Annotated in this window: 13 protein-coding genes and 1 riboswitch; of the genes, 9 read left to right on the forward strand and 4 right to left on the reverse strand. The window is 60.8% G+C overall.

Features of this window, described 5'->3' with window-relative positions:
• Positions 1 to 2: 2 nt before the first annotated feature.
• Positions 3 to 680 carry a hypothetical protein gene (locus ACG9DO_RS00610; protein WP_394729647.1) on the forward strand — a complete coding sequence of 226 codons (678 nt, stop codon included), beginning with the start codon at positions 3 to 5 and terminating at the stop codon, positions 678 to 680.
• Here ACG9DO_RS00610 and ACG9DO_RS00615 read toward each other — a convergent pair.
• The gene (locus ACG9DO_RS00615; protein WP_394729649.1) at positions 677 to 1,225 is read right to left on the reverse strand and encodes an HPF/RaiA family ribosome-associated protein; all 549 of its coding nucleotides are present in this window, start codon (positions 1,223 to 1,225) and stop codon (positions 677 to 679) included. The genes ACG9DO_RS00610 and ACG9DO_RS00615 overlap by 4 nt on opposite strands.
• A gap of 171 nt (positions 1,226 to 1,396) precedes the next feature.
• Between ACG9DO_RS00615 and ACG9DO_RS00620 the strand changes: the two genes are divergently transcribed.
• Together ACG9DO_RS00620 and ACG9DO_RS00625 are read left to right on the forward strand one after the other, a co-directional pair.
• On the forward strand, positions 1,397 to 1,531 hold the full coding sequence (locus tag ACG9DO_RS00620) for a hypothetical protein (RefSeq protein WP_394729651.1): 135 nt from the start codon (positions 1,397 to 1,399) through the stop codon (positions 1,529 to 1,531).
• 57 nt (positions 1,532 to 1,588) lie between these two features.
• Complete coding sequence (locus ACG9DO_RS00625) at positions 1,589 to 1,933, forward strand: hypothetical protein (RefSeq protein WP_394729653.1); 345 nt, start codon at positions 1,589 to 1,591, stop codon at positions 1,931 to 1,933.
• A 5-nt stretch (positions 1,934 to 1,938) separates the two neighbouring features.
• Here ACG9DO_RS00625 and thiC read toward each other — a convergent pair whose 3' ends face one another.
• On the reverse strand, positions 1,939 to 3,840 hold the full coding sequence (thiC, locus tag ACG9DO_RS00630; RefSeq protein WP_394729655.1) for a phosphomethylpyrimidine synthase ThiC: 1,902 nt from the start codon (positions 3,838 to 3,840) through the stop codon (positions 1,939 to 1,941).
• A gap of 47 nt (positions 3,841 to 3,887) precedes the next feature.
• A riboswitch (TPP riboswitch) is annotated at positions 3,888 to 3,996 on the reverse strand.
• A gap of 51 nt (positions 3,997 to 4,047) precedes the next feature.
• The gene (locus ACG9DO_RS00635) at positions 4,048 to 4,956 is read right to left on the reverse strand and encodes a MipA/OmpV family protein (RefSeq protein WP_394729657.1); all 909 of its coding nucleotides are present in this window, start codon (positions 4,954 to 4,956) and stop codon (positions 4,048 to 4,050) included.
• Positions 4,957 to 5,068: 112 nt separating this feature from the next.
• Between ACG9DO_RS00635 and ACG9DO_RS00640 the strand changes: the two genes are divergently transcribed.
• Complete coding sequence (locus tag ACG9DO_RS00640; protein ID WP_394729659.1) at positions 5,069 to 5,815, forward strand: hypothetical protein; 747 nt, start codon at positions 5,069 to 5,071, stop codon at positions 5,813 to 5,815.
• A 21-nt stretch (positions 5,816 to 5,836) separates the two neighbouring features.
• Here ACG9DO_RS00640 and ACG9DO_RS00645 read toward each other — a convergent pair whose 3' ends face one another.
• The gene (locus ACG9DO_RS00645) at positions 5,837 to 6,433 is read right to left on the reverse strand and encodes a DUF2585 family protein (protein WP_394729661.1); all 597 of its coding nucleotides are present in this window, start codon (positions 6,431 to 6,433) and stop codon (positions 5,837 to 5,839) included.
• A 116-nt stretch (positions 6,434 to 6,549) separates the two neighbouring features.
• Here ACG9DO_RS00645 and crtY point away from each other — a divergent pair, with 116 nt between their 5' ends.
• From crtY to ACG9DO_RS00670, 5 genes are all read left to right on the forward strand, one after another.
• Entirely contained in the window at positions 6,550 to 7,767 is a 1,218-nt protein-coding gene (gene crtY / locus ACG9DO_RS00650) for a lycopene beta-cyclase CrtY (RefSeq protein WP_394729663.1), read from the forward strand.
• On the forward strand, positions 7,764 to 9,338 hold the full coding sequence (locus ACG9DO_RS00655; RefSeq protein ID WP_394729665.1) for a phytoene desaturase: 1,575 nt from the start codon (positions 7,764 to 7,766) through the stop codon (positions 9,336 to 9,338). Before crtY ends, ACG9DO_RS00655 begins: the two co-directional genes overlap by 4 nt.
• Positions 9,338 to 9,919: a TIGR00730 family Rossman fold protein gene (locus tag ACG9DO_RS00660; protein WP_394729667.1), complete on the forward strand. Its 582-nt coding sequence runs from the start codon at positions 9,338 to 9,340 to the stop codon at positions 9,917 to 9,919. The genes ACG9DO_RS00655 and ACG9DO_RS00660 overlap by 1 nt, the downstream gene beginning before the upstream one ends.
• 43 nt (positions 9,920 to 9,962) lie before the next feature.
• Positions 9,963 to 10,898: a phytoene/squalene synthase family protein gene (locus ACG9DO_RS00665; protein ID WP_394729669.1), complete on the forward strand. Its 936-nt coding sequence runs from the start codon at positions 9,963 to 9,965 to the stop codon at positions 10,896 to 10,898.
• A gap of 124 nt (positions 10,899 to 11,022) precedes the next feature.
• Entirely contained in the window at positions 11,023 to 12,933 is a 1,911-nt protein-coding gene (locus ACG9DO_RS00670; RefSeq protein ID WP_394729671.1) for an acetyl/propionyl/methylcrotonyl-CoA carboxylase subunit alpha, read from the forward strand.
• The last annotated feature ends 71 nt before the right edge of the window (positions 12,934 to 13,004 follow it).

Genomic DNA, 13,004 nt, shown 5'->3' on the forward strand with positions numbered 1-13,004 from the left:
CAGTGGAACGCGACGAATTCAGCGATACGCTCAAGATTGGCCCTGATGCCGAAATCGGAGTGCACCACCGCGAGAAGAACAGCTTTCGCGGCATTTCGACCCGCCGGAAGCTCCGCATCCTCACTGCCAGCGCAGTCAATCAGGATTTCCTCGACGAGATTTGCGAATTGCCCGATCTCGAATGGCTTGAACTCCTGTGGCCCGTCACTGCTGATACGCTCGAAGGACTGAGCCGCCTGACCAAGCTGCACCGGCTGAAGATCGATTCCCCGCGCAACATCACCGATTTCACGCCGATCACGAAGCTGCATCGCCTCACCCGGCTGGAGATCGAGAACGCCAAGCATCTCTGCAATCTACGCTGGATGCTGCCGCTGAAAGACCGGCTCGAAGTGCTTGGTCTCGACGGTTCCATCAACACAACGCAAAAGATCGAAAGCCTTGATCCGCTCGACGGTTTCGCCTTCCGCAAACTTACCATGACCAGCGCAAGCGTGGCCGACAAGGACCTCAGCCCGCTGATCACCTGCCGCAACCTCACCGAACTGGTCTGCGCCAAGGCCGTCTCAACCTTCGAGGGCTTCATGGTGCTGGCCGATGCGCGGCCTGATATGCGCTGCGACTGGTTCAGCCCCGAGGCATGGCCGGGCAGGAAGTTCAGAGGCGCGCCCGCTACTTAAAGCACCTTGTCAGGGCGAGGATCGTGCTTGTGGCGCGATTCCCGGCCCAGGACACGCTCGAGCCTTTGCTCAAGCTTGTTCGCCGCCAGCCGCGCTGCCGTATCGACATCCGCCGCATGTTCCGTCACCCCGATCGGGCGACCGCCGCGCGGGCGCGCTTCGATCATGCAGGTCTTGTCATCGCCGCCGCCCTTGCGCGCATTCTCGTCCGAGACGTGAACCTCAAGCCGGGTAAGCCGCTCTTCAAACCGCGCAAGCTTGTGCCTCACTGAATTTTCGATCCGCTCGGCCACGTTGTCCGTGCCCATCACGCTGCTGTCGGAATTGAACTGAAACTGCATGGATAGTGCTCCTCTCGTTTCTGACTGCCCCACGTGATCGATATGGGGATTGCCGGGCCGATTGCGAGAGGCATCGGGAATGTTGGATACACATGTTACACAGTCCATGGGGGAAAGTCTTACGGCGCGCGGCAGACCGCCCGAACAGGCGTAAACGCATGAGAAAAGGCCATTTTGCGCATGGGTGAGCATTGGGTTGGACATCGCGCGAGATAATGGGCCTTAGCCCGCCGCGTAGGAAAGTGTGGCGAGCCAAGTAGGCGGGCATCTGCGGATGCGCACGCGCAAATTGCCGCCAAGCCCCGAATTCATGCGTGTCATGGGGAAAACAGGCGTAAGGGTGGCACGGGGCATTCCGCTCCGACTGGAAATGACATGGCCAAAGGCCAACGCAAGAAGAGCCGCGAAGCGCGCAAGCCCAAAGCGGACAAGGGACCCAAACAGAACGCTTCCAACACCAGCCTAAAGCCCGGCGGTATCAAGGGGCTGGAGCATATGAAGAACGGGTAACTGCCCAGACCTAATGCGAGTAATTGTCCTTTAAATTCTTATGGGTATCTTAGGCCCATGCCCCCAGAGATTAGCGCCCTTCTGGACAAACCCTGGCTTCTCGCAATCCTGCTCGCGCTCGGTGCCGGGTTGGGAATCGCGGTGGAGCGTTTTGTCGAAGGACAAAAGCGTGCGGAGCGGCGCGCTTATTGGGCGGGCCGCAAGAAGGATAAGAAAAAGCAGGAGCGGTCTTCTACGGTGGACCTGGCCGCCGATCAGCTACGCATTGTCATGCGGGCCAAATTCAATCGCCGCGCGCTGCTGAATAAGCCGGAAGCAAAGGTGTTCGATGCTCTCGACAAGGCAGTAATTGCGATCATTCTGGCTCCGGAGTTAAGGCCAATGCGTTCGGGTCTTCTCTAAGCTACTCACCCCTCCGGCAAATACAACTTCTGACCCATGTCCTTATACTTCTCCGCCATCTCGGCCATGCCCTTGAGCGCGGCCTCCTTGCTCGCCTGAGCTGCCTCTGCACCGGACTGCCCGCTTTCGAGGAATCCGTCCGCGCTCTGGTTCTGCTTGCCCGCAAAGTCGCGCACTTCCTGGCTGATCTTCATCGAGCAGAATTTCGGCCCGCACATGCTGCAGAAATGCGCGGTCTTCGCGCCCTCTGCCGGCAGTGTTTGGTCGTGATAATCCTCTGCCGTATCGGGATCGAGCGACAGGTTGAACTGATCGCGCCAGCGGAACTCGAACCGCGCCTTTGACAAAGCATCGTCGCGGACCTTGGCTGCCGGGTGACCCTTCGCAAGGTCGGCTGCATGGGCGGCGAGCTTGTACGTCACAACGCCCACTTTCACATCGTCACGGTCGGGCAGGCCGAGGTGCTCCTTCGGCGTGACGTAGCAAAGCATCGCCGTGCCGTACCACCCAATCTGCGCCGCTCCGATGCCGCTGGTGATGTGGTCGTAACCCGGTGCAATGTCCGTGACGAGGGGCCCGAGCGTGTAGAACGGCGCTTCGCCGCACACCTCCAGCTGCTTGTCCATGTTCTCCTTGATCTTGTGCATGGGCACGTGGCCGGGCCCTTCGATCATCACCTGCACGTCTTCCTTCCACGCGCGGTGGGTCAGCTCGCCGAGCGTGTAGAGCTCTGCAAATTGCGCCTCGTCATTGGCGTCCGCGATGGAACCGGGGCGCAGGCCGTCACCCAGCGAATAGGCGATGTCGTAAGCCTTCATGATTTCCGTGATCTCGTCGAAGTGCTCGTAGAGGAAGCTCTCCTTGTGGTGCGCGAGGCACCATTTCGCCATGATCGAGCCGCCGCGGCTGACAATGCCCGTGACGCGGTTTGCGGCGAGCGGGACATAGGGCAGGCGCACACCTGCATGGATGGTGAAGTAGTCGACGCCCTGCTCGGCCTGTTCGATCAGCGTGTCGCGGAAAATCTCCCAGGTGAGCTCCTCTGCGATCCCGCCGACCTTTTCCAGCGCCTGATAGATTGGGACGGTCCCGATGGGGACGGGGCTGTTGCGGATGATCCACTCGCGCGTGTCATGGATGTTACGGCCCGTCGAAAGGTCCATCACGGTGTCCGCGCCCCAGCGGATCGACCACACCATCTTGTCGACTTCGGAGGCGACGTCGGAGGCGACGGCGGAGTTGCCGATATTGGCGTTGATCTTGACGAGGAAGTTGCGCCCGATTGCCATCGGCTCGGTTTCGGGGTGGTTGATATTATTGGGAATGATCGCCCTGCCCCGCGCCACTTCATCGCGCACGAATTCCGGCGTGATGAGGTCGGGTATCTGTGCGCCCCAGCTCTCGGCCCCTGCGCGGTTGGCGGCAATCAGCTCGGCTGCCATTTCGCGGCCAAGGTTCTCGCGCTCGGCGACATATTCCATCTCCGGCGTGATGATGCCTTTGCGGGCATAGTGCATCTGCGTGACGTTCATGCCCGCTTTCGCGCGCAGCGGGCGCTTCACGACATTGGGAAATGGCGGCACGCCGCCTGAGCGATCCGGGCCGAGCTGGCCGTTATCTTCCGGTTTGACTTCGCGCCCGTCATATTCCTCGACATCGCCGCGCGCCATGATCCAGTCGCGACGCTTTGCCTCAAGACCCTGATTGATATCAATCACAACATCGGGATCGGTGTAGGGGCCGGAGGTGTCATAGACGCGCACGCTGGGCTCGTCGCCTTCCAGATCGATCTCGCGCATGGCAACCCGGACACCGCTGCCGGTTCGCGCACCGACATGCACCTTGCGGCTGCCGCGAATGGGGCCGGTGGTGACGCCGATTTCGATGGGGGAATTGATGTCAGCCATGAGTGCGCTCTCCTAAAGGCGGAGCGAGAACTTCTGGCCTGAACCCGGCAAGCTGGCCGTCCGCTCCCTCCGCCTGTGTTAACAGGTTCAGGTTCAACGGGTCGGGCGGTGCTTACACGCCCCTCTCAGCCAAAGCAGGCTCCCCGGGGATGGGACCGCTTCTAGCCGTGCGCAGCGGGCGCGTCCAGAAAAGTCGAGCGAGGGACCTCAAAAAGTGTATGCAATCCCCAACGCGCCAAAAAGCTGGTTCGCACTACCGCGCTCTGAGGTGTAAGGCGTATCCGCCGCATCGCCCTGCAGCCGCGAATATCCGCCAATAACAACCGCCGAAAGCCCGCCATTGGCAAGATTGCCATCGAGATCGATGATCAGCAGAGCGTTCGCCCCGATGCTGTTTAGGCCGCCTTCTGCTTGAAACGGCGCAAGGCCGCTTGCCATGCTCTGCTCGGCGCTGACCGAGTAGTAATAGTCCGCAAAATCATCGTCGACGAACTGCGCGCCTATGTTGAAGATGCCGATCATCCCGCGATTGATCGGAGTGAAATAGGCGATGCCCGGTTCGATCACGCGCCCCTTGTGCGCACCTGCGACGTCCCAGCGCACGTCCAGCTCAAGCCCGAGATTGTCGCCGCGTTTGAACACCTGGCTGATGCCGATTCCGCTGGAAAAGCCAAGTTCGAATGCGCGGTCGAGTTCGCCGGCCAGCTCGACAACGTCATCATCGATATCGCTCGCCCGATCACTACGCAGTCTGAATGTCGGGCCGAAGCTGTAGGAGATCCTGCCATCGCCGTCCGGTATAATGTCCGCCGCAAGACCCGCAGGACGCGCCACCAGACGCACGCCAGCTATACGGCCCTGCAGCACCGGTGCAGGAGACACTCTGTAATCATCCGAGCCATCATAGGTAGGACCCATTCCGACACCGACGCCGACAGTGACCCAATCACCGTCAAACACGCTGGCCGGGCGGCCGCCTGCCGCTCCGGAAGGGGGACCTTGCGGTGGGCCATTGCTTGCGGCTTCCGCAGCTGCAGGACTTTCCTGCGCCCAAGCCGCCGGGCCGTTTGCGACAGAAATCACGAATGCAACAATTGGGAAACCATGTTTAATCATCAGAATTTGCCCGGCCCTTACTTACAGTATTTTGATAGACACAACCTGCCATGTCGGGCTTATGTTCCAGCCGGTCTCAACCGCAGCTGAATAACCAAGAGGGGGCCGAAACGTGCAAAAACTTCAGAAATCTGTGCTGCTTGGCCTTGCCGGACTGGCTCTGGTCGCAGGATCGCCCGCGCTGGCACAGAATGCATCGGATGATCCCTACCAGGCCATGGTGGATGTGTTCGCGAATGATACCATGCGAGACCGCGCATTTGATGCGATCATGGTGTCTGCTTTCCGCGGTGCTCTCGATCAGGATGCCGAATTGCAGATGCTGGAGATTGAGTGCCCTGGGCTGACTTCAGGCCTGGAGCGGGCAGTCCGCCCGATAATGAAGCAGTCCCACGTGAATGACTATGTGATCTACCGCCAGGACCTCTACACTCTCGTCGCCAATGAACTGACACGTGAAGAGGCCGGCAAGGCCGCGGCCTTCTTCGGCTCCGATCTGGGCGAACGTTTCTTCGCATCGGTATTTGCCAATCAGAGCCTAGACCATATGGTCGCTGAAGCTCTGGCGACCGACGGCGAAGAGAATATCAGCGAAGATGCGATGCGAAAGGACACTGACCGCACGGCCATCCGTGCTCTGATGGCGCTCGAGCCAGTGGACCGCAAGGAGATCACCCGCGTCTTTGAAACCGAAGAATGGGCGAAGTCCTTTGCCATCCTGCGCCCGAAGATGGATGCGTTGCTGGCTGACCCGAAGTTTCAAGATTTCACGCCAGAAGAAGATGCAGCGATTGAAACCGCGTCAACCGAATTTGCTGAAGCCCATTTTGCGGCCTGTTTTGCGGACAACCAGAACTAATCGGTGCGGCTGGTTAACCCGCTAACCATGTGTGCTGGCAGCCTGCCATTCCGCGATCGCATCGATCGGGAACAGCAGCATGATGACGTTAAGCGTCAGTCCGTCGCGCACGATCCAACCGACCACCAACTCTCCGATCACCGCAAGCGCCACCGTCCATTTCACCGGTAGCCGCAGTGCCAGCCAGAAGCCGAAAGCCATCCAGCCAATATCGGCAAAGGAATTGAGCACGCTGTCGCCGGAATAGCCGAAATTGGCAGTGACAGACCGGAACCTTTCGATGACCAGCGACGTGTTCTCGGCAATTTCCCATGCGGCTTCGAGAAAAACCGCCAGCGGCAAGCCCCACCGGAACGCATTTTTGCCGCCCCAGCCTTGCTTGACGAACAACCACCAGCCGAGCGCATAGAAGATCATTCCGTGGATGATGTGGCTGGGTGTGTACCAGTCCGCAATGTGCTGCGAATTGCCGGCATCGTTGATCAGGCCATGCCACAGCTTGACGTAGCCGCAGGTGCAGATCGGCGGGCGATCCATGGCCAGGAGGATGAGGACTGCCGCGAGCGTGATGGCAATCGAGACGACGACCGTCTTACGGTTTGGAATGAGCGCTCCCATAGGCCGCAAGAGATGAATCACAACAGGGCAGCTTGGCAAGCTGCTTTGCACTTGACGCTGGGGATAGTCAGCGAGGCATTGCCCCGCCCTGCTTGCTCGCCTAGGGCACAAGACCGATGGACAAACGGGCGTATGATGTTGCGATTGCAGGCGGCGGGCTTGCTGGCGGGCTGATCGCGCTCGCGCTGCATCGCCACGTCCCGGACTTGCGCTTTATGCTCGTCGAAGCGGGCGAGGTGCTCGGCGGCAACCACCGCTGGAGCTGGTTTGAAAGCGACCTCAGCGAACAGGGTGACGCGCTGCTCGCACCGTTTGAACTCAACCGCTGGGACGAAGGCTATGACATTGCCTTCCCGAAATATGCAAAGACCCTTCCGACCGCCTATCGCTCGCTTGCCAGCGAAGAATTTCACCGCGCTCTGATGGAGCTTCTGCCCGCAGACAGCATACGCCTCAATACGCGTGTCGATACGCTTGATGCAGGCGGAATTACCCTCAGCAGTGGCGAGCGGATCGAAGCGAAACGCGTGATCGACTGCCGCACCTTCAAGCCGAGCGCGCATCTTGCGGGCGGCTGGCAGGTCTTTCTCGGCCAGCATATCCGCTGCGATCAGCCGCACGGCCTCACGCGGCCGATGATCATGGATGCAACCGTCGATCAGCTCGCACCTTTTGGCAACGGCTCAGCCTATCGCTTCGTCTATGTGCTGCCCCTCAGTGAGACCGAAGTCTTTGTCGAAGATACCTATTACGCTGACGATCCAAAGATGGACAAGGATCAGCTGTGGGGCCGCACGCAGGCCTATGCCGAGCGCCATGGCTGGAAAGGCGAAGTGATCGCGCATGAGACAGGCATCCTGCCCGTTTTGTCGGGCGGCAATCTCGAGGCGGCAATTGCGGACAGGCGCGTCGACGGTGTCGCAATAGCTGGCGCGCAAGGCGGCTTTTCGCACCCGCTGACAAGCTACACGCTGCCCTTCGCTGTGGAAAATGCGATCGCCATCGCTGAAATGCTCAAAGCGAGACCCGCGACCAGCGGCGCTCAGCTTGCCAGCTTCTGCCACAAGCGCGCTGATGCGCACTGGCGCCGCACCGGTTTCTACCGGATGCTTTCACGCATGTTGTTTGAAGCGGCAGAGCCAGAGGAACGAGTTGTGGTGTTCCAGCATTTCTATGACTTGTCTGGCGACCTGGTCGAACGCTTCTACGCGGGTGGCTCGACCTGGACAGACAAGATCCGCATCCTCAGCGGTGAACCGCCCGTATCTATCCCGCGCGCGATCAGGGCTCTCCTGTCGCGTGGCACGCCCCTTTCTACGGAGAAACCGGCATGAATGTCGAAACGACCCTTTCCAGCGAGACGCCCGTGACCGGCGCTGGCGACATCGCGAAAGCCGATCCCGGCAAGTATGAAGGCAGGCGTGCCTGCGTCATCGGGAGCGGTTTTGGCGGGATGGCGCTGGCAATCCGGCTGCAATCGGCAGGCATCGCGACCACGGTGGTGGAAGCGCGCGACAAGCCGGGCGGGCGCGCCTATTTCTGGGAGAAGGACGGCTTCACCTTCGATGCCGGTCCCACCGTCGTTACCGATCCCGACTGCCTGAAAGAACTGTGGGCGCTGTCGGGTCATGACATGGCCGAAGACGTCGAGCTGATGAAGGTCATGCCGTTCTACCGGCTTAATTGGCCGGACGGGACGAACTTCGATTATTCAAACGATGAGAACGAACTGAACGCGGAAATCGCCAAGCTCAATCCGGCGGACGTTGCTGGCTACCAGCGATTCCTGGAATACTCGGCTGAGTGTTACGAAAAGGGCTATCTGGAACTCGGTCACAAGCCGTTTCTCGATTTCAAATCCATGCTGAAGGCCGCGCCCGCGCTCATGAAGAAGCAGGCCTGGCGCAGCGTCTATTCCATGGTCTCAAGCTTCGTCGAAAACGAGAAGCTGCGCGAAGGGCTCAGCTTCCACACGCTGCTGGTCGGCGGCGATCCGATGAAGACCAGCGCGATCTACACGCTGATCCACAAGCTCGAAAAGGACGGCGGCGTGTGGTGGACCAGAGGCGGCACCAACCGGCTGATCGCAGGCATGGTGCGCCATTTCGAGCGATTGGGCGGGACCATGCGCGTTGGCGATCCGGTGGTGCAGGTCCACACGATGGGCACCCGCGCCAGCGAAGTTGAAGCCGCCAGTGGCTGGCGCGAGCGGTTTGATGCGGTCGCGAGCAATGCCGACATCATGCATAGCTACAAGGACTTGCTGTCAGACTCACCTCGCGGCCAGAAATACGCGAAATCCTTGGCAAGGAAGCGCTACAGCCCCTCGCTGTTCGTGGTCCACTTCGGGCTCGACGGAACCTGGCCGGGCATTGCGCATCACATGATCCTGTTCGGGCCGCGATACAAAGGCCTGCTGCAGGACATTTACGATCACGGCGTGCTGCCGCAGGATTTCTCGATCTATCTGCACCACCCGACCGTGACCGACCCCAGCATGGCGCCCAAGGGCAAGAGCACCTTCTACGCGCTGGTGCCGGTCGCGCATCAGGGCAAGCTCGCGGTTGATTGGGACGAGGTCGGCCCGATCCTTGAGAAACGCATTCTCGACGAGATTGGCCGCCGCCTGATACCGGATATTCACGAGCGGATCGTGACGAAGTTCCACTACGCGCCGAGCGATTTCTCGACTGACCTCAACGCGCACCTGGGCAGCGCATTCAGCCTTGAGCCGGTTCTGACACAGAGCGCCTATTTCCGTGGCCACAACCGCGACGATGTGATCAACAATTTCTATCTTGTCGGTGCAGGCACGCATCCCGGCGCAGGCATCCCCGGCGTGGTCGGCAGCGCAAAGGCAACCGCAGGATTGATGCTGGAGGATTTGGCGGTAAAACCCGCCTGATGAAACGCCTCGCTGTCTATTGCGGCTCTGCTTCGCCGGAAGACCCGCGCTATATCAAGCTTGCCCGCAATGTCGGGATGACGCTCGCTGCGCGCGGCATTGGCGTGGTCTACGGCGGCGGACGTCTGGGATTGATGGGTGCGGTTGCAACCGGCGCGCTGGAGCAAGGCGGAGAGGTAATCGGCGTCATCCCCGAAGCGCTCTCCGGCAGTGAAATCGCCAACACCGACTGCACTGAGCTCCACGTCGTCTCCGGCATGCATGAGCGCAAGCAAGCCTTTACGGACCTTTCCGATGGCTTCGTCACCATCCCCGGAGGGGTCGGCACGATGGATGAGCTATGGGAAGCGATCAGCTGGGCTCAGCTTGGCTATCACACCAAACCGGTCGGCCTCTTGAACGCGTTTGGCTTCTATGATGACCTCATCGCGTTCAACCGCAAGATGGGCGAAGTCGGCTTTGTCCGGCCCGCGCATCAGAACATCCTGATCCATGCGGACAAAATGTCCGATCTGCTCGACAAGATGGCAGCGTATGAGCCGCATACGCCAATCTTCCGCATGAAGGCGGAAGATTTGTGAAGATGTCTTCTCGTTGTGAGGGTGTGGGCGGCTCGGTAGCATCATGAAAAGACACCAGCTCGTGGAGGAGTCTCGCCGCGCGATTGCGGAAGGCTCCAAGAGCTTCTCGGCCGCATCACGTCTCTTCGATCGCACCACGCGTGAACGCGTGTGGATGCTTTATGCCTGGTGCCGCCGGTGCGACGACCTCGCCGATGCACAGGACAAGGGCGGTGACCTCGGCGACCAGTCAGGCATAGCTCATGCTGTGAGCCATCTGCGCGTCATGACAAAGGCCGCGCTCGAAGGCCGCCAAACCGCCGACCCCGCATTCGCCGCCTTCGCGCAGGTTGCGGCGGAATGCCGCCTCACCATGGACCACGCCAATGATGTGATCACCGGGTTCCAGCTCGACGCGGATGACTGGCGCCCGCGCACCGAGGCGGACCTGATGCGCTATTGCTGGCATGTCGCAGGCGCGGTCGGCGTGATGATGGCGCTGGTGATGGGGGTAAAACGCGACGACGATTTCACGCTCGACAGAGCGTGTGATCTCGGCCTTGCATTCCAGCTCGCCAATATCGCGCGCGATCTGGTGGAGGATGATGCCGCCGGGCGCTGCTACTTGCCGATGGAATGGCTGGTCGAAGAGGATATCGAACCCGGCCAGCACACCAAGCCGCATCACCGGCAGGAACTGGCGGACATGGCGGCAAGGCTGGTCGATCTGATGGAGCACCACGCCGATGCCAGCCGCATCGGGGCCGCGCGCCTGCCCTTCCGCAGCCGCTGGGCGATTCTTTCCGCTGCGCGCATCTACACCGCGATTGGCCGCGAGGTTCGCCGCAAGGGCACAGCCGCATGGGATCACCGGGTCTATACCTCCAAGGCGCAAAAGATCGGGCATGTGACTGCAGCCTTCTTCGAAGCGGTGCGCAACCGCCCGCCGCATCTGGAGCGCATGCCGAAATGGACGCGCGGGGATTTCGCTGGCCTCTGACCGTCATTGCGAGCGACCGCTGACCTGTTCAGCGGTCGCGCGGCAATCCAGTCCCGTAGCGCCCTGGATTGCTTCGTCGTTTCACTCCTCGCAATGACAAAGAAAATCGGTTAGCTGGTTTCACATGATACAAAAACTCCTCATAGCGAATAGGGGCGAGATTGCCTGCCGCATTATCCGCACCGCGCGCGCCATGGGGATCGCGACCGTCGCGGTCTATTCGGATGCGGATGCCAAGGCGCTGCATGTGCGGCAAGCGGACGAGGCGGTGCATATTGGCCCCTCGCCTGCCGCCGAGAGCTACTTGCAAGGCGAGAAGATCATCGCGGCGGCGAAGGAAACCGGCGCGGAGGCGATCCATCCGGGCTATGGCTTCCTGAGCGAGAATGCGGGCTTCGCGCAGGCGGTGATCGATGCAGGCCTCATCTGGGTCGGCCCCAAGCCTGCCAGCATCGAGGCGATGGGCCTGAAAGATGCGGCCAAGAAGCTGATGCGCGAAGCGGGCGTACCGGTCACTCCCGGTTATGAGGGCGAAGACCAGTCGGTCGAGCGCCTTAAGTCCGAAGCGGACAAGATCGGCTATCCCGTGCTGATCAAGGCGGTCGCAGGCGGCGGCGGCAAGGGGATGCGCAAGGTCGACGCGCCCGAGGATTTCGAGGCGAGCCTCGAAAGCTGTCGACGCGAGGCAAAGGCCAGCTTCGGCAACACGCAAGTGCTGCTGGAAAAGTGGATCACCTCGCCCCGCCATATCGAGGTGCAGGTGTTCGGCGACAGCCACGGCAATGTCGTCCACCTGTTTGAACGCGACTGCTCGCTCCAGCGCCGCCACCAGAAGGTGATCGAGGAAGCCCCCGCCCCCGGCATGGACGAGGGCACGCGCGAGGCCATCTGCGCCGCCGCCGTCCGTGCCGCCAAGGCGGTCGATTACGAAGGTGCGGGCACGATCGAATTCATCGCCGACGCCAGTGAGGGCCTACGCGCCGACCGCATCTTCTTCATGGAGATGAACACGCGGCTTCAGGTAGAACATCCGGTGACGGAAGAGATCACCGGCGTGGACTTGGTCGAATGGCAGCTGCGCGTGGCGAGCGGGGAGGCGTTGCCGAAGCGGCAGGAGGAACTGTCGATCAACGGCCATGCGATCGAGGCTCGGCTTTATGCGGAGGATCCGGCGAAGGGGTTTCTGCCGAGCACGGGGCGCTTGGGTCATTTCTATCTTCACGATGAAGAGCGCGTCGACTCAGGCGTCGAAGAAAACGATGAGGTCTCGCCTTTTTACGATCCGATGATCGCAAAACTCATCGTTCACTCGGATGACCGTGACACTGCTCGCCTCGCACTCATGCGAACGCTCTCAAAATCTTTCGTTGCACCAGTGCGGACGAACAGCGGCTTTCTCTATGCCTGCTTAGCAAGTGAAGCATTCGCGGCTGCCGAACTCACGACGGGGTTCATCGAGGATGCAGGCGATGACCTATTACCGGAAGCTCTACCAAGCGAAGCAGCAACGAATCGCGCAGCAAAGACCTTCTTGGAAGCAAATTGGCAGTTCAACGACCTGCCATCGGTAGTCATACCCAGCGGCCTTCAATCATTTCGCCTGAACGCGAAACCTAATCGCAGTGTCCGATTGGAAACTCGCGGTCAGGCACTCGTTGGAGACGCCGATTCTGCCATCGGAGCTTTCCGGGAGAGTGGCCCGTTCCACACAGCCCTCAACGACACCGAAGTCGTTGTTAGCGAGTATGGAGAGGCGTTCGTTTTTAGCGCGCCACCGCGTGGCGACACCTCCGGCCACCACCACGCCCACGACGGCGACATTATCGCCCCGATGCCGGGCAAGGTCATCGCGGTCCTTGTGGCCGAGGGCGATGCGGTTACTGCAGGCCAGCGCCTGATGGTGCTCGAGGCGATGAAGATGGAGCACGCGCTCACCGCGCCGTTTGACGGGACGGTGCGCGACCTCTCGGTCAGCGCGGGTTCGCAGGTGCAGGTCGAGGCACTGCTGTGCGTGGTGGAGCCGAAAGAGGATTGACCCACCCCCGGCCCCTCCCGCAAGCGGGAGGGGAGAAAAAGCGCAACCGAATCCCCCTCCCGCTTGCGGGA

This window comes from Altererythrobacter sp. GH1-8 (genome assembly GCF_043702085.1).
GTDB lineage: Bacteria > Pseudomonadota > Alphaproteobacteria > Sphingomonadales > Sphingomonadaceae > Erythrobacter.

Excerpts from the sequence above, each read along its gene's own strand:
- ACG9DO_RS00625 (WP_394729653.1), top strand. The coding sequence starts at position 1,589 with ATGCCCCCAGAGATTAGCGCCCTTCTGGACAAACCCTGGCTTCTCGCA.
- ACG9DO_RS00670 (WP_394729671.1), top strand. The coding sequence starts at position 11,023 with ATGATACAAAAACTCCTCATAGCGAATAGGGGCGAGATTGCCTGCCGC.
- ACG9DO_RS00635 (WP_394729657.1), bottom strand. The coding sequence starts at position 4,956 with ATGATTAAACATGGTTTCCCAATTGTTGCATTCGTGATTTCTGTCGCA.
- thiC (WP_394729655.1), bottom strand. The coding sequence starts at position 3,840 with ATGGCTGACATCAATTCCCCCATCGAAATCGGCGTCACCACCGGCCCC.
- crtY (WP_394729663.1), top strand. The coding sequence starts at position 6,550 with ATGGACAAACGGGCGTATGATGTTGCGATTGCAGGCGGCGGGCTTGCT.
- ACG9DO_RS00645 (WP_394729661.1), bottom strand. The coding sequence starts at position 6,433 with ATGGGAGCGCTCATTCCAAACCGTAAGACGGTCGTCGTCTCGATTGCC.
- ACG9DO_RS00655 (WP_394729665.1), top strand. The coding sequence starts at position 7,764 with ATGAATGTCGAAACGACCCTTTCCAGCGAGACGCCCGTGACCGGCGCT.
- ACG9DO_RS00665 (WP_394729669.1), top strand. The coding sequence starts at position 9,963 with ATGAAAAGACACCAGCTCGTGGAGGAGTCTCGCCGCGCGATTGCGGAA.
- ACG9DO_RS00660 (WP_394729667.1), top strand. The coding sequence starts at position 9,338 with ATGAAACGCCTCGCTGTCTATTGCGGCTCTGCTTCGCCGGAAGACCCG.
- ACG9DO_RS00620 (WP_394729651.1), top strand. The coding sequence starts at position 1,397 with ATGGCCAAAGGCCAACGCAAGAAGAGCCGCGAAGCGCGCAAGCCCAAA.
- ACG9DO_RS00615 (WP_394729649.1), bottom strand. The coding sequence starts at position 1,225 with ATGTCCAACCCAATGCTCACCCATGCGCAAAATGGCCTTTTCTCATGC.